Source organism: Bradyrhizobium sp. 604_D8_N2_3, assembly GCF_051810765.1.
Classification (GTDB): domain Bacteria; phylum Pseudomonadota; class Alphaproteobacteria; order Rhizobiales; family Xanthobacteraceae; genus Bradyrhizobium; species Bradyrhizobium barranii.
Genome location: NZ_JBPWPM010000001.1, coordinates 207,052 through 228,850 on the forward strand (window position 1 = coordinate 207,052; position 21,799 = coordinate 228,850).

Annotated in this window: 20 protein-coding genes; 8 read left to right on the forward strand and 12 right to left on the reverse strand. The window is 64.7% G+C overall.

Going from position 1 to position 21,799, the window contains the following annotated elements; all coding sequences use genetic code 11:
• Window positions 1-101: 101 nt before the first annotated feature.
• The 9 genes from AB7245_RS00925 to dnaK form a co-directional block, all read right to left on the reverse strand.
• Entirely contained in the window at window positions 102-1,463 is a 1,362-nt protein-coding gene (locus AB7245_RS00925) for an HlyD family type I secretion periplasmic adaptor subunit (protein ID WP_063980241.1), read from the reverse strand.
• Window positions 1,460-3,175 (reverse strand): type I secretion system permease/ATPase, encoded by a 1,716-nt coding sequence (locus AB7245_RS00930; RefSeq protein WP_231145447.1) that lies wholly within the window; start codon window positions 3,173-3,175, stop codon window positions 1,460-1,462. The genes AB7245_RS00925 and AB7245_RS00930 overlap by 4 nt, the downstream gene beginning before the upstream one ends.
• Before the next feature lie 122 nt (window positions 3,176-3,297).
• Window positions 3,298-4,599 (reverse strand): calcium-binding protein, encoded by a 1,302-nt coding sequence (locus tag AB7245_RS00935; RefSeq protein ID WP_231143746.1) that lies wholly within the window; start codon window positions 4,597-4,599, stop codon window positions 3,298-3,300.
• 409 nt (window positions 4,600-5,008) lie between these two features.
• On the reverse strand, window positions 5,009-5,311 hold the full coding sequence (locus AB7245_RS00940) for a DUF1330 domain-containing protein (RefSeq protein ID WP_063980243.1): 303 nt from the start codon (window positions 5,309-5,311) through the stop codon (window positions 5,009-5,011).
• 73 nt (window positions 5,312-5,384) lie between these two features.
• Window positions 5,385-6,098, reverse strand: a complete 714-nt coding sequence (pyrF, locus tag AB7245_RS00945) for an orotidine-5'-phosphate decarboxylase (protein ID WP_063980244.1) — start codon at window positions 6,096-6,098, stop codon at window positions 5,385-5,387.
• Between the two features lie 6 nt (window positions 6,099-6,104).
• Window positions 6,105-6,683, reverse strand: a complete 579-nt coding sequence (locus tag AB7245_RS00950; RefSeq protein ID WP_063985970.1) for an NADPH-dependent FMN reductase — start codon at window positions 6,681-6,683, stop codon at window positions 6,105-6,107.
• A 57-nt stretch (window positions 6,684-6,740) separates the two neighbouring features.
• Window positions 6,741-7,340 carry a class I SAM-dependent methyltransferase gene (locus AB7245_RS00955; RefSeq protein WP_028148799.1) on the reverse strand — a complete coding sequence of 200 codons (600 nt, stop codon included), beginning with the start codon at window positions 7,338-7,340 and terminating at the stop codon, window positions 6,741-6,743.
• Between the two features lie 88 nt (window positions 7,341-7,428).
• Complete coding sequence (gene dnaJ, locus AB7245_RS00960; protein ID WP_063980245.1) at window positions 7,429-8,556, reverse strand: molecular chaperone DnaJ; 1,128 nt, start codon at window positions 8,554-8,556, stop codon at window positions 7,429-7,431.
• 245 nt (window positions 8,557-8,801) lie between these two features.
• Window positions 8,802-10,703, reverse strand: a complete 1,902-nt coding sequence (gene dnaK / locus AB7245_RS00965; RefSeq protein WP_028148797.1) for a molecular chaperone DnaK — start codon at window positions 10,701-10,703, stop codon at window positions 8,802-8,804.
• A 394-nt stretch (window positions 10,704-11,097) separates the two neighbouring features.
• Between dnaK and AB7245_RS00970 the strand changes: the two genes are divergently transcribed.
• Both AB7245_RS00970 and pncA read left to right on the forward strand, forming a co-directional pair.
• Window positions 11,098-12,039, forward strand: coding sequence for a hypothetical protein (locus tag AB7245_RS00970; RefSeq protein WP_063980246.1), 942 nt, complete (start codon window positions 11,098-11,100; stop codon window positions 12,037-12,039).
• A 151-nt stretch (window positions 12,040-12,190) separates the two neighbouring features.
• Entirely contained in the window at window positions 12,191-12,913 is a 723-nt protein-coding gene (gene pncA, locus AB7245_RS00975; protein WP_028155509.1) for a bifunctional nicotinamidase/pyrazinamidase, read from the forward strand.
• Between the two features lie 152 nt (window positions 12,914-13,065).
• Here the strand turns inward: pncA and grpE are convergent, their stop codons facing one another.
• Both grpE and hrcA read right to left on the reverse strand, forming a co-directional pair.
• Window positions 13,066-13,671 (reverse strand): nucleotide exchange factor GrpE, encoded by a 606-nt coding sequence (gene grpE, locus AB7245_RS00980; protein WP_063980247.1) that lies wholly within the window; start codon window positions 13,669-13,671, stop codon window positions 13,066-13,068.
• Window positions 13,672-13,767: 96 nt separating this feature from the next.
• Entirely contained in the window at window positions 13,768-14,856 is a 1,089-nt protein-coding gene (gene hrcA, locus AB7245_RS00985; RefSeq protein ID WP_063980248.1) for a heat-inducible transcriptional repressor HrcA, read from the reverse strand.
• A gap of 168 nt (window positions 14,857-15,024) precedes the next feature.
• Between hrcA and rph the strand changes: the two genes are divergently transcribed.
• From rph to hemW, 3 genes are read left to right on the forward strand one after another with little or no spacing between them, the layout of a single operon-like run.
• Complete coding sequence (gene rph / locus AB7245_RS00990) at window positions 15,025-15,738, forward strand: ribonuclease PH (protein WP_014490830.1); 714 nt, start codon at window positions 15,025-15,027, stop codon at window positions 15,736-15,738.
• A gap of 11 nt (window positions 15,739-15,749) precedes the next feature.
• Complete coding sequence (rdgB, locus tag AB7245_RS00995; RefSeq protein WP_063980249.1) at window positions 15,750-16,385, forward strand: RdgB/HAM1 family non-canonical purine NTP pyrophosphatase; 636 nt, start codon at window positions 15,750-15,752, stop codon at window positions 16,383-16,385.
• Window positions 16,372-17,526: a radical SAM family heme chaperone HemW gene (gene hemW / locus AB7245_RS01000; protein ID WP_063980250.1), complete on the forward strand. Its 1,155-nt coding sequence runs from the start codon at window positions 16,372-16,374 to the stop codon at window positions 17,524-17,526. The genes rdgB and hemW overlap by 14 nt, the downstream gene beginning before the upstream one ends.
• A 101-nt stretch (window positions 17,527-17,627) precedes the next feature.
• Here hemW and AB7245_RS01005 read toward each other — a convergent pair whose 3' ends face one another.
• Window positions 17,628-18,863 (reverse strand): penicillin-binding protein activator, encoded by a 1,236-nt coding sequence (locus tag AB7245_RS01005; RefSeq protein WP_063980251.1) that lies wholly within the window; start codon window positions 18,861-18,863, stop codon window positions 17,628-17,630.
• A gap of 339 nt (window positions 18,864-19,202) precedes the next feature.
• Here AB7245_RS01005 and rsmI point away from each other — a divergent pair, with 339 nt between their 5' ends.
• The 3 genes from rsmI to gshB are packed head-to-tail and all read left to right on the forward strand — an operon-like array spanning window position 19,203 to window position 21,493.
• Window positions 19,203-20,153, forward strand: coding sequence for a 16S rRNA (cytidine(1402)-2'-O)-methyltransferase (gene rsmI / locus AB7245_RS01010; RefSeq protein WP_063980252.1), 951 nt, complete (start codon window positions 19,203-19,205; stop codon window positions 20,151-20,153).
• Window positions 20,140-20,538, forward strand: coding sequence for a YraN family protein (locus AB7245_RS01015; RefSeq protein ID WP_063980253.1), 399 nt, complete (start codon window positions 20,140-20,142; stop codon window positions 20,536-20,538). Before rsmI ends, AB7245_RS01015 begins: the two co-directional genes overlap by 14 nt.
• Before the next feature lie 10 nt (window positions 20,539-20,548).
• A complete protein-coding gene (gshB, locus tag AB7245_RS01020) occupies window positions 20,549-21,493 on the forward strand; it encodes a glutathione synthase (RefSeq protein ID WP_063980254.1) in 945 nt (314 codons plus the stop codon).
• Window positions 21,494-21,799: the final 306 nt, after the last annotated feature.

Here is a 21,799-nt window from a genome sequence, read left to right on the forward strand (position 1 = left end):
CGACGCAATCGGAACGAAAATCATCCTGTGCGGAAGGTAGTGCCTTACTGCACTCATGCACGGTCGCCTCCCTCATAGGCCGGCCCACCCCTTACCAGCGCTTAATTCTCCCTGAACGCACGGTTGATCCGTAACGTCATCGGCTGCAAAAGATATTCCGCAAAGGTTCGTTCCCCCGTCTCGACAAATATCTCGACAGGCATTCCAGGCATCAATGTGGAGATGTAGGAGGCCGTCGGCGCGTTGGGGTCCAGCTCAACCTCGGCCAAATAGGAGCTGTCGCCGGAATGGGTGTCGGTCAGTGCGTCTGCCGCAACGCCGACGACCCTTCCCTCGAGCATCGGCCGGCGGCGAATGTTCAGCGCGTGAACTCGCACACGCGCCATCTGTCCGACATAGACCTCTTCCCGATCGGCAGGCTTCAATGTCGCCTCGATGACAAGCCGATCTTGCATCGGAACGATTTCCAAAAGGGTTTCCCGAGGTCCAAGCACGGCATTGAGGTCCCTGCTGTTGAGGCCGACGATCCTTCCACTTTCCGGGGCACGCAATTCAGACCGGACAAGCTGGGCACGCAACGCGGCAATTCGATGTCTGAGGTCGCCGATCTCCTCGCTCGTCGCATGCCGCTGCTTGGCGATATCCTGATTTTGGTTGAACCCCAGTTGCCTGCGTCTGTCCTGCAACTCCGCGATCTTGCCCTGCATCTCCGAGATTGACGCGGCATTGCGATCGACCTGTCCGGTGGCCTCGGCTTCGGCCCGTTGCAAGGCCAGCAAACGTGGTTTCCGGGCGAGGCCCTTTGCGAGGAGATAACTCGTGTCGGCGATCTCTTCCCGCAACAGCTTGAGTTGCTGTTCAAGTCCTTGGGTGTTGCTCTGCAGGCCGCGGATGGTGTCCGCGTTTTGCAGCATCTGCTGATCGATCACCTTGCGCTCATTCTCAATCGCGGCCAGTCGCGCGGCAAATTCGGCCTCCTGGGTTTGAATGGCGATACGTGCGGAGAGACGCGTTGCACTTTCCCGCAATTCGTCCGGAAACCGGATTGACTTCGCACCGTCTTGCTCCGCCGCCAGCCGGGCCTCCATCGCCAGATCAGCAAAGAACTTGGTTTCGAGGGAACCAAGGCTCCCTTCGATCTGCGCGGTGTCGAGCCGTGCAATGAGTTGACCGGCTTCGACGTGATCGTTCTCCCGGACATAGATCGATTTGATGATTCCGCCTTCCAGATGTTGCACCGCCTTGCGCTTCGAATGGACCTTGATGAATCCTGGTGCCACGACGGCGCCGCGGAGCGGAACCGTGGTTGCCCACAAGCCGAAGCCGCAAAATTGCAGGACGAGCAATACACAGCCCCATGCGATGATCCGTCGCATGTCGGATCGCGGTTGCTCCGTCGGCCAGGTCTTCGACGGACCTGCAACAGGCGCGGACATCGCGGAGGCATGACCGGTCTGCGTCATGGAATGACCCTCCTGCCTGGCAACCTCTGAGGTTCGACATTGCGCGGGAGCCCTGCCGAACCCGGTACCGGTGCCGGCCGCTGGGCGCGAAGTACGTCATATGGCGGTCCGAAGGCGACCTGGTTGCCGTCCCTCAACAGCAGCACGGCATCGGCGATGGTCAACAGCCGCGGCCGGTGGGTGACGATCACCGACGCCGCGCCGCGCGCTTTGGCCGATTGAATGGCGGAGCACAACGCTTCTTCGCCGTCCGGGTCGAGATTGGCATTGGGCTCATCCAGCAGGATCAATTTGCGATCGCCGAAGAAGGCGCGGGCAAGACCAATGCGCTGACGCTGGCCACCGGATAGCCTGCAGCCGTCGCGGCCGATCTCGGTCTGGTAGCCGGCCGGAAGGGACAGGATCATCTCATGCGCCTGCGCGAGCATGGCCGCGGCGACGATGGCCTCGTCCCGTGCGTATTCATCAAACCCGGCAATGGCTTCGGCCACCGTTCCTTCCAGGAGCTGCACGTCCTGGGGGAGATAGCCGACGAATTGCCCAAGCTGGTCGGGATCCCAGGTATGGAGTGCTGCGTGGTCCAACCGGATCGTACCGCTGGTCGGCCGATCGAGGCCTGCCATCAAGCGCAGCAATGTGGATTTTCCGGCGCCGGTCGGCCCGATCACGACGACAAGCTCGGACGGCCGGCATTGAAAGGATATGCCCGCGAGAATGGGACGCTGCGTCCCGCCAATCCGGAATGTCACCCGCTCTACCTTGAGCATGCCGGCTGGCGGCGGAAGCAACGTCTTCCGCGGACGCGCAAGCACCGGCATCGCGGCGTTGCAGACTTGCGTCCACGCGTCCTGCGCAGATGCCAACGCGCGCCAGGCCGAGACCAACCCTTCCATGGGCTGCAACGTGCGCGCTATCAGGATCGAGCTCGCGATCAGACTGCCGGACAGCACCTCGTTCTGGAGCACGAGCCAGGCACCGCAGCCGATCGCGGCAATCTGCAGGATGGTCCTGACCATTCGCGCGGCGGCGCTAATCGTGTAGATGCGTTCGCTGGCCCGCACCACCGGAGACAGGGCTTCGTCATTGAGGCTCATGAACGCGCGGATGGCGCCCCGGGTCCAGCCCATCGCCCGCACCACGCTGGAGTGCCGGACGATTCCATCGAGCAACGCCTGCGTCTTCAACGCCGCTTGCGAAGCCTGCGCAATTTCCCCGCGCGCGATCCAGTGGCTTGCAACACCCATCGCCAGCAGGACCCCCACCCCGATCAGGGCTATGACGCCATACCAGGGGTGCAGGAAGAACAGGATGAGAATAAACACCGGGAGGAACGGAGCATCTATCAGCGATGTGACCGTTCCGCTCGACAGGAAAGTTCTCAACTCGCGAAGCTTGACCAGATCGTGCTGCCGGCCGTCGCCCGGCGCCGCGCCGGTGATGCTGCCTTCAAGGATGATCGGAGCGAGGCAGTGCTCGAACCCGACCGCGAACCGGCTCAACAGGCGGTTACGAAACGTGTCGAAGGCGGCGCTGAAGGCGAGAGCGCCGACGGCGATGACGGTGAGGCCGACAAGCGTCTCGACGCTTCCGCTGCTGAGCACGCGGTCGAACACTTCGATTGAATAGAAAGGTACGACCAGCAGCAGCAGGTTTACGGACACGCTGAAACAAACGATCCACACCAATGCGAATCGTCCCGGAATCAAGGCCACCAGCAATCTCTGACCAGATGCTGGGATCACACCACGGTTACGCGAATACATAACTTGCCGGCACTATCACTGACTGAAATGAGGGCGGGGCGGCCTGACAGCCGCCCCGCTACTAGTCGGCGCTAGACAACGTCAACGGCCGTATAACCGGCGGCAGTGTTGATTTCGGCGATCGACTCGAACGGTGTCGCGCCGCCCGTGATGCCATCGAGCTGGATGGCGCCGAAGCCGAAATCCAGCACGGTGTTGGTGCCGTCGTCGTCCACTACCACTGTAGCCGGGTCAAAGCCTGGCGGAGCGTCGACAACAACGGCATCGCCATCGGCAAAGCTGAGATCGGTGACTTCATCGTTGCCGAAGTTCGTAGCTGTGTTGTCGCCGAAATTGTGCGTATCGGTACCAGCACCGCCCGTCAGCACATCATCGCCGAGTCCACCGTTGAGGACGTCGGCGCCATTGCCGCCGGACAACTCGTCATCGCCGTTACCGCCGTTCAGGGTGTCATTGCCGGCGCCGCCCGACAGGATGTCAGCCCCAGCCCCGCCGTTCAGGACATCGGTGCCGTCGCCGCCATCGAGCGTGTCATCTCCGGCGTCGCCGTCGAGCGTGTCGTTGCCGGTTCCGCCGCTCATTTCGTCATCACCGGCGCCGCCGCTCATGGCATCGTTGCCCGCGCCGCCGGCCATCTCGTCGTCTCCGGCATCGCCGAACATCGTATCGTTACCGGCGCCGCCGTCCATGATGTCGTCGCCCGCGTCGCCGTGCATGGTGTCGTTGCCATCGCCACCGTTGAGCGTATCGGCGCCCAAACCGCCGTTCAGGATGTCGTCACCGGTACCGCCGTTCAGCAGGTCATTGCCAAGTCCGCCGTTCAGCGTGTCGTTGCCGGCATCGCCATTCAGAGTGTCATCTCCGAATCCACCGTTGAGTAGGTCGTTACCGTCGCCGCCATTCAAGACGTCATTGCCGGCGTCGCCGCTCAACGTATCGTCGCCGGCGTCGCCCCACAGGGTGTCGGCACCCGCGCCGCCATGAATGTCATCATTGCCGTCGCCGCCGTGGATGCCGTCGTCGCCGGCGTCACCAAAGAGCTGATCAGCGCCGGTTCCGCCATCGATGGTGTCGTTGCCCTGGTCGCCGTGGATGATGTCGGCGCCGGCATTTCCGTTCAGCGTGTCGTCGCCCGCGCCGCCGTTGATCGTGTCGTCGCCGGCGCCACCGGTGATCGTATCGATACCGGCATTTCCATCAAGGATGTCGTTGCCGGCACCACCATCGATGGAATCATTGCCCGCGCCGCCGCTTACGTCATCATTGCCGTCCAGGCCAGTAATGGTGTCGTTGCCTTGAAGGCCAAAGATCTGATCGTCTACATTCGTGCCAGGCAACACATCGTCGCCTGCTGTTCCGATGATCAGTGCCATGATCTTCACTCCCTTTGCATGGAAATGCGCGATGCGGGTCGCCTTGCGGCCCGTCACGGACGTCGCAGATTTCGGGTTGGCTTGATGCCCATCACCGATCGATGTGGGCTCCGATCAAGCAACCTTGGATGAAACGAGAGCGATCCAGCAATCCCCATTTGGGGACAAAAGAATACGGCAAGCTGGTGGACCCAATGACGGCCACGGTCTTCGTCTCAGGCGCGAACGACCCTCAGGCGTTCAAGCGAATGAGTCCGTCAAGGTGATGCAAGATGATGTCGACGTGAGTGCGAGCGGAGATGTCCGCGACGCTCTCCTGATCGCGTGCGATGATCGCACGCGCGTGCTGTCCGCGAGAGCCGGATGATGCTCGCGTCAATCCAGGATAGGTTCTCGCGACGATCCGTCTTCAGGGCTGCGGGCCGTCATAGCCCTCGATGATGATGAGGTCGGCGATGGAGTGCGGCTGGCGCACCTTGATGTTGGCCTGGTATTCCGGCGAGTTGTAGCAGGCGATCGCGGTCTCGTAGTCGGGAAATTCAATCACGACGTTGCGCGAGCGGCTGGCGCCTTCGACGGTGGTGAACTTGCCGGCCCGAACGACGAAGCGGCCACCCCATTTCTTGAAGATCGGACCGTTGGCGACGGCATAGGGCTTGTAGCCCTCGTCGCTGCTCACATCCACGCGCCCGATCCAGTAGCCCTTTGCCATTGTTCTTCTCCCTGTTTGTCGGTCTCTATCTAAGCATGATCCGACCGGAAAACCGCTGCGCGGTTTTTCCGAATCATGCGCCGAGCGCCTGCGCGATCTCGGCCTGGATGGCTTCAGCGATCGCCTTGGGGTCGGCGGCTTCCACCACCGGCCGTCCGACGACGAGATAATCGGCGCCCGCGGCAATTGCGCGGCCGGGCGTCATGATGCGTTTCTGGTCGCCGCTCGCAGAACCCGCCGGCCGGATGCCGGGGGTGACGAGGCTCATCTGGTGGCCGACGATCTTGCGCAAGGCGCCGACCTCCTCGGGCGAGGACACCAGCCCGTCGACGCCGAGCACCTGCGCCTGCTGCGCGCGCGCTTCGACCAGCTCGGAGACGCTGAGCCGATAGCCGGCCGCATGCAGATCGTCGTCGTTGTAGGACGTCAGCACCGTGACGGCGAGAATCTTCAGGCTCGCGCTACCGCGGCCTTCGACCGCGCCCTTCATGGTCTGCGGATAGGCGTGCACGGTGACGAAGGTAGCACCCAGCTTGGCCACGCTCTCCACACCACGCGTGACGGTGTTGCCGATGTCGTGCATCTTGAGGTCGGCGAACACCTTCTTGCCCTTGTCGGCGAGCTTGCCGATCAGCGGCAGGCCGCCGGCATAAGCGAGCTGATAGCCGATCTTGTAGAAGGTGACGCTGTCGCCGAGCCTTGCGATCATCGCCTCCGCGGCGTCAACGCTGGGAAGGTCGAGCGCAACGATCAGGCGGTCCTTCGGGGCGATCTCGGCTGGCGTCATGTCACCTCACATCATGCGTTGGGAAATGTCGATCAATTGCCGCGCCAGCTCCTTCAACGCGGCGATGTCGCCCTCGTTCTTGAGCCTGTCCATATCGTCATAGGCCTGGTCGGCAAAGGCGAGCGTGAGCTGGCTGGCAATCACGTTGGCGTGGCAGGAGGTCAGGATCAGCCGCAACGCCTGGAGCGCACGGGCCGCACCGAGCCGGCTCTGCGAGGCGCCGGCGAGCGCGAAGGCGCGGTTGCGAAACACGTCGCCGCGCGTCTCGTGCAGCTCATGTACGCGGCTGACCCAGTCGATCGCGTTCTTCAGCAGCGGCGGCACCGAGGCGTTGTATTCGGGCGAAACGATCAGCACGCCATGATGCGCGCCGATCATGCGCTTGAGATTGATCGCGTGCTTGGGCACGCCGGACTTGGCCTGGAGATCGCCGTCGTAGATCGGCAGCGGAAAATCGGCGAGCGAGATACGGGTGACGTCGACGCCGGCCTGGGCGAATTCATAGGCGGCGACCGCCGCCAGCTTCGCATTGTGCGAGCCGGTGCGCAGCGAGCCGGGAATGACCAGGATTTTGGGTGCGGACATCCACTTCCATGCGTTCGGCGAAACGAGTCCGCCGCGCAAAAGGGAATGCCGACGGAATTAGTCCTTGCGATACACCCAGACGCGGGCCGGCGGAAGGTTCATCCAGATCCGTTCCGAGGCCTCTGTGGACACGCCGGGCAGCGATTTCGGGATCGGCGGCACCACCGCATAGGTGAACTGCACGAAGGGCGCGCCCGGGGTCAGCGCCGCGAAGGCGTCGCGGACCAGCCGGAGCCGCGTCAGCATCGGTTTTGTCACGAGCGGCAGGCCGGAGACGACGGCGGAGGCCGGCGCGCTGAGCACGTTCCAGAGCGTGTCGCGCAGGCGATAGGCATCGCCCTGCACCACCTTGGCTTGCGGATAGCGGTCGCGCAGCAAGGCGCAGAAGCCGGGATTGTATTCGACGAGGACGAGGCGCTTCTGGTCGACGCCGCGCTCGACCAGGGCCGAGGTGATGGCGCCGGTGCCGGGCCCGAGCTCGACCACGGGTGCGTCTGAGTTGACGTCGACGTAATGCGCCATGGTCCGGGCGAGCAGCTTGCCCGAAGGCATCACTGCACCCATGTGCAGCGGCTTTTCGATCCACGACCTTAGAAAGCGCACCTCGTCGTCGAGACGGGGCTTCTTCAACGCACGCGCGGACGATGGCAATGGCATGTCGGGACCGGACGGGACCGCGGGACCGCGGCGTGTCAGAAAATGGTCATAAACAGGTATAGGCCGAAGGCGATACGGTCAAGACGAGTCAGGTCGCCCGATTACTGAATAGATCCTTGACCTTGGCGAAGAAGCCGACGGATTCAGGCTGGGTATTGCCAGAGGAGAGCTTTTCGAATTCCGCCAGCAATTCCTGCTGCTTCTTGGTGAGATTCTGCGGGGTCTCGACGGCAACCTGAACGTACATGTCGCCCATCTGGCGCGAGCGCAGCACCGGCATGCCTTTTGATGCAATGCGGAATCGGCGGCCCGACTGGGTTCCGGCCGGCACCTTCACCTTGGTTTTGCCGCTGTCGATGGTCGGCACCTCGAATTCGCCGCCGAGGGCGGCCGTCACCATCGAGATCGGCACCCGGCAGTGCAAATCGGCGCCGTCGCGCTGGAAGAGCTGGTGCTGGGCCAGCGACAGGAAGATGTAGAGGTCGCCGGGCGGGCCGCCGCGAACCCCGGCCTCGCCTTCGCCGGCGAGCCTGATCCGGGTGCCGTCCTCGACCCCCGGGGGAATGTTGACCGACAGCGTCCGCTCGCGGGTGACCCGGCCCTGGCCGGAACAGGACGGGCAGGCATCCTCGATCATCTGGCCGCGGCCCTGGCAGCTCGGACAGGTGCGCTCCAGCGTGAAGAAGCCCTGCGACTGCCGCACACGGCCGGCGCCGCCGCAGCTCGAGCAGGTCTTCGGCTTGGTGCCGGCCTTGGCGCCGATGCCCGAGCAGGCCTCGCAGGTGACCGAGACCGGAATCTCGATCTGCGCGGTCTTGCCGCCAAAGGCTTCCTCGAGCGTGATTTCCATGTTGTAGCGCAGGTCGGCGCCACGCTCGCGGCCGCCGCGGCCGCGCTGCCCGGCCATGCCGAACAGGTCTTCGAAGATGTCGGAGAAGGAGGAGGCGAAGCCCGCACCGAAACCGGCGCCGCCGCCGCCCTGCTCGAAGGCCGCATGGCCGAAGCGATCATAGGCCGCGCGCTTGTCCTTGTCCTTGAGGACCTCGTAGGCCTCGTTGATTTCCTTGAACTTGACTTCGCTGGTGTCGTCCCCGGGGTTGCGGTCCGGGTGGAATTTCATCGCAAGCTTGCGGAAGGACGATTTCAGGACGGAATCGTCGGCAGTGCGTTCGACTTCGAGCGTTTCGTAATAGCAGCGCTTGGTGGACGTGGACATGTTGAACTCGGTCTATCCAATCGCGATTCAAGTCGGAGCGGAACAACGTCGCCAGGAGACGATATAGGCAGCCCTTTGCTTCGCGGCAGAGGGCGGCACGGCGACGTTCATCATAACGGCTGGGAATTGATCGATCGTAACGGGGACACACCCCGCCGAGCCCGACACGACGGCCTCCCCCGTGAGGGGGGAGGCCGGTAGCGCGTGTGGGGTCCAAGCCGTCCGCATCATCACCCTCTTGGGGATCAGGCGGACTTCTTGTTGTTCTTGTCGTCGTCGACTTCGGTGAATTCCGCGTCGACGACGTCGTCCTTGGCCGCATCCTTCTTGGCGTCGGCCTCGGCCTGCTGCTTGTACATGGCCTCGCCGAGCTTCATCGAAGCCTGGGCCAGCGTCTGGGTCTTGGCCTTGATCGCCTCGGCATCGTCGCCCTTCAGCGCTTCCTTGAGGTCGCTGACGGCATCCTCGATGGCGCGGCGCTCGGGCTCGGCGACCTTCGAACCGTGCTCGGCGAGAGCCTTTTCGGTCGAGTGCACCAGGCCATCCGCCTCGTTCTTGGCGGTGACGGCCTCGCGGCGCTTCTTGTCCGCCTCGGCGTTGGCCTCGGCGTCCTTGACCATCTTCTCGATGTCGGCTTCCGACAGGCCGCCGGAGGCCTGGATGCGGATCTGCTGCTCCTTGGCCGTGGCCTTGTCCTTGGCCGAGACGTTGACGATGCCGTTGGCGTCGATGTCGAAGGTCACCTCGATCTGCGGCATGCCGCGCGGAGCCGGCGGAATGCCCATCAGGTCGAACTGGCCGAGCATCTTGTTGTCGGCCGCCATTTCACGCTCGCCCTGGAAGACGCGGATGGTGACCGCGTTCTGGTTGTCCTCGGCAGTCGAGAACACCTGGCTCTTCTTGGTCGGGATCGTGGTGTTGCGGTCGATGATGCGGGTGAACACGCCGCCCAGCGTCTCGATGCCCAGCGACAGCGGGGTCACGTCGAGCAGCAGCACGTCCTTGACGTCGCCCTGGAGCACGCCGGCCTGGATCGCGGCACCGATCGCCACGACTTCGTCCGGGTTGACGCCCTTGTGCGGCTCCTTGCCGAACAGCTGCTTCACGACTTCCTGGACCTTCGGCATGCGCGACATGCCGCCGACCAGAACGACTTCGCCGATCTCACCGGCGGTGACGCCGGCATCCTTCAGCGCCTTGCGGCAGGGCTCGACCGTCTTCTGGACGAGGTCGTCGACCAGCGCCTCGAACTTGGCGCGGGTGAGCTTCATCGTCAGATGCTTGGGGCCGGTCTGGTCCGCGGTGATGAAGGGCAGGTTGATCTCGGTCTGCGTCGTCGACGACAGCTCGATCTTGGCCTTTTCAGCGGCTTCCTTCAGGCGCTGCAACGCGAGCTTGTCGTTGCGCAGGTTGATGCCCTGCTCCTTCTGGAACTCGTCGGCCAGATAACCCACGAGGCGCATGTCGAAGTCTTCGCCGCCGAGGAAGGTGTCGCCGTTGGTCGACTTCACCTCGAACACGCCGTCGCCGATTTCGAGAATGGAGATATCGAACGTGCCGCCGCCGAGATCGTACACGGCGATCGTGCCGGTCTTGGTCTTGTCCAGACCATAGGCGAGCGCGGCCGCGGTCGGCTCGTTGATGATGCGCAGCACTTCAAGGCCCGCGATCTTGCCGGCGTCCTTGGTCGCCTGGCGCTGGGCGTCGTTGAAGTAAGCGGGAACGGTGATGACGGCCTGGTCGACCTTCTGGCCGAGATGGGCTTCCGCGGTCTCCTTCATCTTCTGCAGGATGAACGCAGACACCTGCGAGGGCGAGTAGGTCTGGCCGTCGGCCTCGACCCAGGCGTCGCCGTTGGAAGCCTTCACGATCTTGTACGGAACGAGCTTCTTGTCCTTCTCGACCATCGGGTCGTCGTAGCGGCGGCCGATGAGGCGCTTCACTGCGAAGAACGTACGCTCGGGATTGGTAACGGCCTGGCGCTTGGCAGGCTGGCCGACGAGGCGCTCACCGTCGTCCGTCACGGCGACGATCGAAGGCGTCGTGCGCATGCCTTCGGAATTCTCGATGACTTTGGCGTTCTTGCCATCCATCACGGCGACGCACGAATTCGTGGTGCCGAGGTCGATCCCAATGACCTTTCCCATGGTCCTGATATCCTTGTTTTTGCGGCAGGTTGGCTGGGCCCAAGAGGCACCCGCTCCAAACCCCCTAAGATCAAACATCCGCGATATTGCGATGGTTGACGCTCATATAGGAGGGGGGGAGGGGCCCGCAAGGACCGAACGCAAGTTTCGGCCATGAAAACATTGGGTTTTGGAAGATCATATCCGGGCTCAACCGCCCTTGCGGGTGATGAATTATTAACAGGTTCAGGCGTCAGCCGGCCCCCGCCACCGTGATCTGCCCGCCCTGTTACCGGCGGGCCAAACCCGTTAAAAGGCGGGCGGCCGGACCGCCGCCATCAAGGCGGCTTTGCGCGACAAAGCGGCCCAATGGCCGACCATCGAACGGCCTCAATGTGAACCAATCAGAGTGCCCATGAAGCTCATTCGCCCCCTCGCCGCGCTCGCCGTCCTCGTCGCCACAGCGCTTCCGGCCTTTGCGGCCGATGCCGTTTTCCCGCCCGGCCTGCGCCTCGGCATGGTGCCGCTGGTCGGCCTGAGCACGGCCAAGACGTTTCCGGGCTTCGAGAGCGAGGACGGCAGCGTCAAGGTGCTGATCACCGAGCTGCCGCCGGCGGCCTATGGGGAGGTCGTGAGCGCCTTCAATTCCAATCCCGGCGGCACCGCCGGCGTCAAGCAGGACAAGATCGAGACCCCCGCGGGTCTTGCCTATTTCACCATGGAAAGCGGCAAGGCCGGCGAGACGCCGGTGAAGCGCTACTCGATGATCGTGCCGGGCGCCGGTTTCTCCGGCTATGTCGCGGTGCAGATCCCGGAGAACGCAACCAAGATCTACACCGACGAGGCGGTGCGGCAGATGTTTGCGAGCGCCGTCACCCGCAAGCAGGTCTCGGCCGAAGAGCAGATCGGGCTGATGCCGTTCAAGATCACCGATCTCGCCGATTTCAAGGACATCCGCACCCTGGCGCCGGGCTCCAGCATCATCCTGGCCGACGGCAATGAGAGTTCGGGCTATGAATCCAAGCCGTTCATGATCCTCGGCCTGATCGGCGCCACCCCGCAGCAGGCCGACGACCGCGCCCGCTTTGCCCAGGAGGCCGCGCTCCAGATCCCCGGCGTGCGCGAATCCCGCGTCACCATGTCGGAGCCGATCCGCATCAACGGCCAGCAGGGTTTCGAGACCCGGATCGACGGCGTCAGCGGCAAGGACAAGACGCCCGTGACCGTGGTGCAGTGGATCCGCTTCTCGAGCGGCGGCGCCTCGCTGCGCATCATCGCCAGCGCCCCGCGCGACCAGTGGTCGGCCGCCTTCACCCGCTTCCGCGCTGTGCGCGACGGCATCCAGCCCAAGGGTTAGTCTCAAGGGTTAGTCTCAAGGGTTAGTCTCAAGGGTTAGTCCAAGGGTTAGCCCAAGCGCTGGACAGAGCCGGCTGCATTTTCGGGCTTCTGTTCGTATACGAACGGAACTAGGCTTCCTTCCATTGGATCATCCTGGAGGGAGGCGAACGATGCTTGATCGACGACAAATCCTCGCGGCGCTTGGGACAAGCGCTCTCGTAGCCCTTGCTCCAACCGCGCTCCTTGCGGCCGCATCGATCAAGCCGGACGATGCCTCCGCGCTGCTCGTGATCGACGTGCAAAACTGCTTCCTGCCCGGCGGCAGCCTCGCCGTGAAGGAAGGCGAGCAGGTCGTTCCCGTCATCAACAAGATGGCGAAAGCCTTTGCGAACGTGGTGATGACCCAGGACTGGCACACGCCAGGCCACATTTCATTTGCGTCGGTGCACTCCGGCAAGAAGCCGTTCGAGACCGTCGATCTCCCCTACGGCAAGCAGGTGCTGTGGCCCGACCATTGCGTGCAGGGCACCGACGGCGCCGCGCTGTCGAAGGATCTTGCGATTCCGCATGCCGAGCTCATCATCCGCAAGGGTTTTCACAAGGACGTCGACAGCTATTCGGCCTTCCTCGAAGCCGACGGCAAGACCTCGACGGGCCTCGCCGGTTACCTGAAGGGCCGCAAGATCAAGCGCGTCTTCGTCGCCGGCCTCGCGACAGACTTCTGCGTCGCCTGGACCGCACTCGATGCGCGCAAGGCGGGCTTCGAGGTCTATGTGGTGGAGGACGCCTGCCGCGGCATCGACACGCAGGGTTCGCTCGCAAAAGCCTGGGCCGACATGGCCAAGGCCGGCGTGAAGCGGATTCAGTCCGCGGATATCGCGGTGAGCGCGTAAGCGGCGCGAAAAGCTGCCAAACCCTCATCCTGAGGAGCGTGCTCCTTAGCACGCGTCTCGAAGGATGAAGGCCGAGCTGCAACAGCCGGGCCTGCATGGTTCGAGACGGCGCTGACGCGCCTCCTCACCATGAGGATCAACCAGTGCGCCGCTCAGTTCACTTCGTTGCTGTTCGCAGCCGGTGCAGCCTTCGTGCCGCCCTTGGCGACACCGACCAGCGCCGGGCGCAGCACGCGCTCGCCGATGGTGTAGCCGGCCTGCATGACCTGCACGACGGTGCCCGCAGGCACCGACGCATCCGGCACCTCGTACATCGCCTGCTGGAAGTTCGGGTCGAACTTCTGGCCCTGCGGATCGAACTTCTTGACGCCGTGCTTTTCCAGCGCATTGAGCAGCGAGCGCTCGGTGAGCTCGACGCCCTCGATCAGCGAGGTCAGGCCGGGATCGGCCGCGGCACGGGCCTCGGCCGGAACGGCATCGAGCGCACGCTGGAGATTGTCGGCGATGTCGAGCACGTCGCGGGCAAAGCCGGTGATGCCGTAGAGGCGGGCGTCGGCGACCTCCTTGGTGGTGCGCTTGCGCAGATTTTCCATCTCGGCCAGCGTCCGCAGCATGCGGTCACGCGCCTCGGCGGCTTCCTTCTGCAACAGCTCGACCGAGCCGGGCTCCGGATCGTCGGGCATGATGTAGGGTTTTGACACCACGGGCTCGTCGGTCGGTGGGGTAGTGTCGTCGGGCTGCCGGTCTCGATCGGTCATCGGCTCTCTTCTCGAACTCGTCTCAAGGGATTGTTGGCCCGGATATCGTGCCTAAGCTCACGAAAATCAAGCGCCCGTGATCGGAGGAAACGCCGGTCAGCCCCCCAGGAGGCGGCTGACGATGCGCGCGGCGTAGTCCACGGTCGGGATTACGCGGGCATAATTCAGCCGCGTCGGCCCGATCACGCCCAAAACGCCGACGATGTGGCCGGCGGCATCCCGATAGGGTGAGATGATGGTGGAGGAGCCTGACAAGGAAAACAGTTTGTTCTCCGAGCCGATGAAGATCCGCACGCCCTCGGCGGTCTCGGCGCGTCCCAGAAGGTCGATCACGCCGCGCTTGGTCTCGAGATCGTCGAACAGCAGGCGAACGCGCTCCAGATCCTCCAGCGCGTGCAGATCCTCGAGCAGGTTGGCGTGGCCGCGAACGATCAGCTGGCGGTCCTCGTTCTCGCCGCCGGACCAGCTCGCAATACCGGCCGAAATCACCTTCTGCGTCAGTTGGTCGAGTTCGGCGCGGGCTTCGCCGAGCGCGGTTTCGAGCTCGAGCCGCGCCTCGGCCAGCGTGCGGCCGCGAATCCGCGCATTGAGGAAATTACCGGCTTCCGTGAGCGCCGAGGAGGGAACTCCCGGCGGCAGCGACAACACGCGGTTTTCGACCTGACCGTCCTCGCCGACCAGGATCACCAGCGCCTTTTCGGGTTCCAGCCGGACGAATTCGATGTGTTTCAGCCGCGCATTGGATTTCGGGGTCAACACGACCGCTGCGGCGCGGGTGAGACCGGACAGCCGCGTCAGCGCCTCCGACAGCGCCGCCTCGACCGATTGGGCGTGACCCACCGACGTCAACTGGCTCTGGATCGACTGCCGCTCGGCGTCATTGAGGTCGCCGACCTGCATCAGGGCGTCGACGAAGAAGCGTAAGCCCAGTTCCGTCGGCAATCGGCCGGCGGAGGTGTGGGGCGCATAGATCAGGCCGAGCTGTTCCAGGTCGGCCATGACGTTGCGGACCGAGGCCGGCGACAGCGGCATCGCGATCAGCCGCGAAATATTGCGCGACCCGACCGGCTCGCCGGTCGCGAGATAGCTTTCGACAATTTGACGAAAGATGTCGCGGGAACGCTCGTTGAGCTGGGCGAGGCCTGCGCGCGGCGCGATCAGATGGATCGGATCGTGATGGGCCACGGACGGTAACTCCTCTCAGACGCTTATAATTTGTCCATCCCGGAGGGTTCTGACAAGCGTGGCGTTTGCGGGGTGGAAAACTGGGGGTGAAAAAGCCTTGCCGCCCACCCTCACCCCACCTACAAGCACCGCGAATAGCCCTTTTCCGAGAGTTTTGGAGGATTTCCCATGCGGCCAAGCCGCCGTGCGCCCGACGAATTGCGCCCCGTGACGCTGGAGCGCGGCGTGGTCAAATATGCGGAAGGCTCCTGCCTGGTGAAATTCGGCGACACCCATGTGCTGGTCACCGCCACGCTGGAAGACCGCCTGCCGCCGTGGCTGAAGGGCCAAGGCCGCGGCTGGGTCACCGCCGAATACGGCATGCTACCACGCGCGACCTCCGAACGCACCCGCCGCGAGGCCTCCGCGGGTAAACAAAGCGGCCGTACCGTCGAGATTCAGCGCCTGATCGGCCGCTCGCTTCGTACCATCGTCGATCTCGAAGCGCTCGGTGAGCGCCAGATCACGGTCGATTGCGACGTGCTCCAGGCCGACGGCGGCACGCGCACGGCCTCGATCACCGGTGCCTGGGTCGCGCTCGCCGATTGCATCAACTGGATGAAGGCGCGCAACATGATCAAGGCCAAGGTGCTGCGCGACAACGTCGCCGCGATCTCCTGCGGCATCTACAACGGCACGCCCGTGCTCGACCTCGACTATGCCGAGGATTCGGAAGCCCAGACCGACGCCAATTTCGTCCTGACCGGCGATGGCCGCATCATCGAGGTGCAGGGCACCGCGGAACGCGAACCGTTCACACAAGACGAATTCCTCGCGCTGATGGCGCTGGCCCAGAAGGGCATTGCCCGTCTCGTGGACTTGCAGAAACTGGCCGTCGCGTAGTCAATAGGCCCATGCACCGCCGAATCACCGAAAAGCTCGTCATCGCGACCCACAATCCCGGCAAGCTCGCCGAGATGAAGGAGCTGCTCGCGCCTCACGGCATCGAGGCGGTGTCGGCCGGTGAGCTCGGCCTGCCCGAGCCCGACGAGACCGGCAACGATTTCCGCAGCAATGCCGCGATCAAGGCGATCGCGGCGGCGCAGGCGACCAAGCTTCCCTCCTTCGCCGACGATTCCGGCATAGTGGTCGACGCGCTCGATGGCGCGCCCGGCATCTACAGCGCGCGCTGGGCCGGTCCAGCAAAGGATTTTACCGCCGCGATGGCGCAGATCGAGCGCCTGTTGCAGGAGCGCGGCGCCACCACGCCCGACAAGCGCACCGCGCATTTCGTATCCGCGCTCTGCGTCGCCTGGCCCGACGATCATCTCGAAGAGGTCGAGGCGCGCGTCGACGGCACCTTGGCCTGGCCGCCGCGCGGCACCGCCGGCTTCGGCTATGATCCGATGTTCCTGCCCAATGGCCACGATCGCACGTTCGGCGAGATGACCAGTATCGAGAAGCACGGCCTGCCGCCGCTTGGCCTCGGCCTGTCGCATCGCGCCCGCGCCTTCGTGAAACTGGCGGAGATCTGCCTTGAGCCGCGCTAAGCAAGCTTTCGGCGTCTATGTACACTGGCCGTTCTGCCTGTCGAAGTGCCCCTATTGCGACTTCAACAGCCACGTCCGCCACGCCGCGATCGACGAGACGCGCTTCGCTTCAGCTTTCGCGCGCGAAATCGAAACGACCGCACAGCGTGCGCCCGGGCGTGAAGTCACCTCGATCTTCCTCGGCGGCGGCACGCCTTCACTGATGCAGCCCGCGACCGTCGGCGCGGTGCTCGATGCCATCGGCAAGCACTGGCACGTCGCCAGCGATGTCGAGGTCACGCTCGAGGCAAACCCGACCAGCGTCGAAGCCACGCGTTTTGCCGGCTATCGCGCCGCCGGCGTCAACCGCGTCTCGCTCGGCGTGCAGGCACTCGACGATGCCTCGCTGAAAGCGCTGGGCCGGATGCACAGCGCCCGCGAAGCGCTCGACGCTGTCGCCATCGCGCGCCGCTCGTTCGACCGCTACTCCTTCGACCTGATCTACGCACGCCCCGACCAGACACCGGCGATGTGGGCCGACGAGCTGCGTCTCGCGATCGATGAAGCCGCGGAGCATCTGTCGCTCTATCAATTGACGATCGAGGAAGGCACGCCGTTCTTCGGCCTGCACCAGGCCGGCAAATTGAAGACGCCGGACGAAGCCGTCGCGCGCGCGCTCTATGACGTCACGCAGGAGACCTGCGACAAGCTCGGCCTGCCCGCTTACGAGATTTCAAATCACGCGCGGCGCGGCGCCGAGTGCCGGCACAATCTGGTGTATTGGCGCGGCGATGAATATGCCGGCATCGGCCCCGGTGCCCATGGCCGCCTCGACATCGACGGGATCAGGCACGCCACCGCCACCGAGAAGCGCCCCGAAGCCTGGCTGATGCGGGTCGAAACCAACGGCCACGGCAACGTCACCGACGATCTCCTCAACAGCGAGGAGCGCGCCGACGAATTTCTGCTGATGGGGCTCCGCCTCGCCGAGGGCATCGACCCCGAGCGCTACAGCGCGCTGTCGGGCCGCCCGCTTGATCCCAAGCGCATCGCGCTGTTGCGCGAGGAGGGCGCGATCATCGTGGATGCGACGGGGCGCTTGCGGGTCACGAGCAGCGGATTTCCGGTGCTTGATGCAGTGGTCGCGGATCTGGCGGCATAGCGAGCTGCCGTAGCCCGGATGGAGCGCAGCGTAATCCGGGACGCTTTCGCCACTCGGATAGAACCCGGATTGCGCTGCGCTCCATCCGGACTACGAAGCCATCAAGCCCCAAAACTCTTCGGCGAGCCCGCGACCGCCACGCCACCACCTGTCGTCACCTTCATCACCGCTAACCCACGCTCATTCGTGCCATCGGCGCGGAAGCGGAACAGGCCGTCGATGCCGGCGAAGCCGGAAGGGTTGGTGAGCACATCCGGCGAGAAGCGCGTCGGGCCCTGCGTGCGCGCGAGCGCGGCGACGAGGGCGACCGCGTCATAGGCGAGCGTCGCGGTGCGGATCGGCTCGGCACCGTATTTGGTGCGATAGCGGCCGGAGAAGGCGCGGAAGCCGGCCGGGTCCGGCGCGGCGTAGAGACCGCCTTGCAAGTTTGCATTGGCATAGACGCGCGGATTGTCCCACAGGCCGGTGCCGAGCAGCTGGATGTTGCGCAAATTCGCGCCTGCGGCCGTCATCGCATCGGCCACCGCGACGACGGCATCGCCGTCATCGGCGATGAACAGCGCATCCGCGCTGCCGAGCTGCTGCGCCACGGTGCGTGCCGGCGTCGCGCGATCGGCGCCGTATTTCTCGAAGGCGACAATGCGGCCGCCGCGCCGCGGCACCGCCGCCTTCACCGCGGCCTCGACGACATTGCCATAGGCATTGTCGGGCACGAGCACGGCGACGGAACGTTTTCCGATGCTGGCGGAATATTCGACTATGCGGTTGACGTCGGACTCCGGCAGGAAGCTCAGCAGAAAGACGCCGCGGCCGGCGATGCTGGAATCGGTCGAGAACGCGATCACCGAGATGCCGCGCGTACGCGCGACCTGCGCCACCGCCGGCACCGACTGCGCGAACAGCGGGCCCAGGATGATCTCGGCGCCCTCGTCGACCGCCTGCTGCGCGCCCGCCTGGGCGCCTTGCGGGCTGCCGTTGTCGTCCTTGATCAGGAGCTGGATGTTGGGATTCTGGAACTCGGCCAGCGCCATCTCGGCGGCGTTGCGCATCGACTGCGCGGCAAGGCCGGCATTGCCGGCGGCCGAGAGCGGCAGGATCACGGCAACCTTCACCCCGCCGCTGCCGGCGGTGGTGGCCTGTTGCGGCGGTCCGGCCGGCTGAGCCGGGGCCGGGGAGGAGCTGCTGAACGGGTTGGAGAACTGGCTGAGACTCTGCTGCACGCCGGCGCAGGCCGACAGCAAGGGGGCGCCGAGTAACAGGCCGAGTGCGCTCCGCCGGGTCGCCCCCGATAATCGGGAGCCCTGAACGGGAGATTTAGGATCGCGCGGGCCCAGCATCACAACTTCTCTTCTGACCGACCGTCGGCCGGCCGGTCACAACATTCTTTCCACGACACAAGCCGCGGATTCAGGCATATTGTCGGCAAATAGTTAACTAAAACAAAAGGATAATGACCACTTAACGCGGCCACACCTCAAGCCCTGGCTAGCTGTCCACCATCCGTCACCCGCATCAAGGCGGCGTTTCCGCCGCGAATGTGGCGCCGACGCTTCATTCCCTCTGCAATGTGATGCCGGATGGATCACATTCCAGTCCTTCCTCACCCCTGACCTGGCGCGATCTTTTTCCGAGGACCGGTTCCCAGCCCCCGGGATCATGCCTAAGTTCGATTCATTATGCGCGTAAAGCCGAGCCCGATAAATACACCTGAAGCGACGGATCCCGCCTCGCGCGGTTTCTCCATCGACGCCCATCGGCTGACGGCGCCGAAGGCGGCGCCGGGCCTCCATCTGGTCGCCACCCCCATCGGCAATCTCGGCGACATCACGCTGCGCGCGCTTCAGACGCTCGCCGGCGTCGACGTCATCGCCTGCGAGGACACCCGCATCACGCGGCGCCTGACCGAGCGCTACGCGATCACGGCGCAGCTCAAGCAATATCACGAGCACAACGCGGAAGCGGCGCGTCCGAGGATCCTGGAGGCGCTGGGGCAGGGCGGCTCGATCGCGCTGGTGTCGGATGCCGGCACGCCGCTGATCTCCGACCCCGGTTTCAAGCTGGTGCGCGAGGTCTGCGCAGCCGGCCATGCGGTCTACGCGCTGCCCGGCCCGTCCTCGGTGCTGGCCGCGCTGTCGGTCGCCGCATTGCCGACCGACCGCTTCTTCTTCGAGGGCTTTCTGCCGGCGAAATCCGCCGCGCGAAAGTCGCGCCTTGCAGAGCTCGCCCGCATCGATGCGACGCTCGTGATGTTCGACTCCGGCAACCGCGTCCAGGACACGCTCGCCGAGCTTGCCGAGATCATGGGGACGCGCGAAGCCGCGATCTGCCGCGAATTGACGAAACTGCACGAGGAAATTTCGCGCGCCCCGCTGCAGGAGCTGGCACGCGGAGCGGACACGCTGGAGACGCGCGGCGAATTCGTGCTGGTGATCGCGCCGCCTGCGGCGGACGCGGAGCTGCTGACCTCGGATGCGCTCGACGGCCTGCTGCGCGAGCAGCTCGCCGCGCACAGCGTCAAGGATGCCGTCGCGCATGCGGTCGCGCTCTCGGGCCGACCGCGCCGCGAGGTCTATGCCCGCGCGCTCGAGCTCGCAAAGGACCTGAGGGACGGCGATGGCGAAGACTAAGGGCGCGGAACCGAAGGTCGCCTCGCCCGAGCGCGTCGCCGCGTTCCGCACCGGCATCTCCGCGGAGAGCCGCGCCGCCGCCTATCTCATGGCCAAGGGCTACCGCATCCTCGCCAGGCGCTACCGCACCCCACATGGCGAGATCGACATCGTGGCGCGCCGCCGCAACCTGATCGCCTTCGTCGAGGTCAAGGCCCGCGCGACGCTAGATGACGCCGCCTTCGCCGTGACCCCGCGCCAACAGCAGCGCATCATCGACGCCGCGCAAGGCTGGCTCGTGGCGCATCCCGAGCATGCCGAATTCGAACTGCGATTCGACGCCATGCTGATTGCGCCGCGCTCACTTCCGCGCCATGTGTTGGCGGCATTCGACGCCTCGACCTGAAAGGCAGACCATGAAACTGAACGTCGCCGTCCAGATGGACCCCATCGCCCGTATCAACATCAAGGGCGATTCCACCTTTGCACTGCTCCTGGAGGCGCAGAAGCGCGGCCACGGCCTGTCCTATTACACGCCCGACAAGCTCTCGATGGTCGGCGAGGAGATCGTCGCGCCCATCCAGCTCCTGACCGTGCGCGACGAGCCCGGCAATCACTTCACGCTGGGCGAGCCCAGGCGCGAAGCGCTCAACGGCTTCGACGTCGTGCTGCTGCGCCAGGATCCGCCGTTCGATCTCGCCTACATCACCTCGACGCATTTCCTGGAGCGCATCCATCCGAAGACGCTGGTCGTCAACAACCCCGCCTCAGTGCGCAACGCGCCGGAAAAACTGTTCGTGATGAACTTTCCGCAGCTGATGCCGCCGACGCTGATCTCGCGCGACCTCGACGAGATCAACGCGTTCCGGGATAAGCACGGCGCCGTCGTCATGAAGCCGCTGCACGGCCATGGCGGCGCGGCGGTGTTCCGCGTGATGCCGCAGGACATGAATTTCGGCTCGCTGTTCGACATGTTCTCGGTGACCTTCAAGGAGCCGTGGGTGATCCAGCAGTTCATCCCCGAGGTGAAGCACGGCGACAAGCGCATCATCCTGGTCAACGGCGAGTTCGCCGGCGCGGTCAACCGCGTGCCGGCCGCCGACGACCTCCGCTCCAACATGGTGCGTGGCGGCGCCGCGCAGGAGACCGAGCTCACGCCACGCGAGCGCGAGATCTGCGCCACCGTCGGCCCGGCGCTGCGCGAGCGCGGCCTGCTGTTCGTCGGCATCGACGTCATCAACGGCAACCTCACCGAGATCAACGTGACATCGCCGACGGGCATCCGCGCCATCGCGCGGCTCGGCGGCCCGGACGTCGCGGCGAAGGTCTGGGACACGATCGAGCAGAAGCGGGCGAAGTAGGGCGCTCACTCGTAGCCCGGATGGAGCGCAGCGAAATCCGGGATCTCACAACGCGCTGCACGAGCCCGGATTGCGCTTCGCTCCATCCGGGCTACGGACATCAATTGAAACACGAGGAAGTACGCTCCTCACCCAGAGGAGCGACGACCGCGCACGCTGCGCGAAGCGCCCATGGCTAAACCACCCATTCACCATGACGCCGCGCGCATCGTTCGAACGAACGTCCCGCCCTGCGTGAATCTACGGGGCCATTGGCCGAGCGGATAACGCGACGTTCACCATCTGCCCAGAACGCGCATCGTCACG

Excerpts from the sequence above, each read along its gene's own strand:
- AB7245_RS01015 (WP_063980253.1), top strand. The coding sequence starts at position 20,140 with ATGGCGAAGACTAAGGGCGCGGAACCGAAGGTCGCCTCGCCCGAGCGC.
- dnaK (WP_028148797.1), bottom strand. The coding sequence starts at position 10,703 with ATGGGAAAGGTCATTGGGATCGACCTCGGCACCACGAATTCGTGCGTC.
- rph (WP_014490830.1), top strand. The coding sequence starts at position 15,025 with ATGCGGCCAAGCCGCCGTGCGCCCGACGAATTGCGCCCCGTGACGCTG.
- AB7245_RS00970 (WP_063980246.1), top strand. The coding sequence starts at position 11,098 with ATGAAGCTCATTCGCCCCCTCGCCGCGCTCGCCGTCCTCGTCGCCACA.
- AB7245_RS00950 (WP_063985970.1), bottom strand. The coding sequence starts at position 6,683 with ATGTCCGCACCCAAAATCCTGGTCATTCCCGGCTCGCTGCGCACCGGC.
- AB7245_RS00955 (WP_028148799.1), bottom strand. The coding sequence starts at position 7,340 with ATGCCATTGCCATCGTCCGCGCGTGCGTTGAAGAAGCCCCGTCTCGAC.
- pyrF (WP_063980244.1), bottom strand. The coding sequence starts at position 6,098 with ATGACGCCAGCCGAGATCGCCCCGAAGGACCGCCTGATCGTTGCGCTC.
- gshB (WP_063980254.1), top strand. The coding sequence starts at position 20,549 with ATGAAACTGAACGTCGCCGTCCAGATGGACCCCATCGCCCGTATCAAC.
- pncA (WP_028155509.1), top strand. The coding sequence starts at position 12,191 with ATGCTTGATCGACGACAAATCCTCGCGGCGCTTGGGACAAGCGCTCTC.
- AB7245_RS00925 (WP_063980241.1), bottom strand. The coding sequence starts at position 1,463 with ATGACGCAGACCGGTCATGCCTCCGCGATGTCCGCGCCTGTTGCAGGT.
- AB7245_RS00935 (WP_231143746.1), bottom strand. The coding sequence starts at position 4,599 with ATGGCACTGATCATCGGAACAGCAGGCGACGATGTGTTGCCTGGCACG.
- rdgB (WP_063980249.1), top strand. The coding sequence starts at position 15,750 with ATGCACCGCCGAATCACCGAAAAGCTCGTCATCGCGACCCACAATCCC.
- AB7245_RS01005 (WP_063980251.1), bottom strand. The coding sequence starts at position 18,863 with ATGCTGGGCCCGCGCGATCCTAAATCTCCCGTTCAGGGCTCCCGATTA.
- rsmI (WP_063980252.1), top strand. The coding sequence starts at position 19,203 with ATGCGCGTAAAGCCGAGCCCGATAAATACACCTGAAGCGACGGATCCC.
- AB7245_RS00940 (WP_063980243.1), bottom strand. The coding sequence starts at position 5,311 with ATGGCAAAGGGCTACTGGATCGGGCGCGTGGATGTGAGCAGCGACGAG.
- dnaJ (WP_063980245.1), bottom strand. The coding sequence starts at position 8,556 with ATGTCCACGTCCACCAAGCGCTGCTATTACGAAACGCTCGAAGTCGAA.
- grpE (WP_063980247.1), bottom strand. The coding sequence starts at position 13,671 with ATGACCGATCGAGACCGGCAGCCCGACGACACTACCCCACCGACCGAC.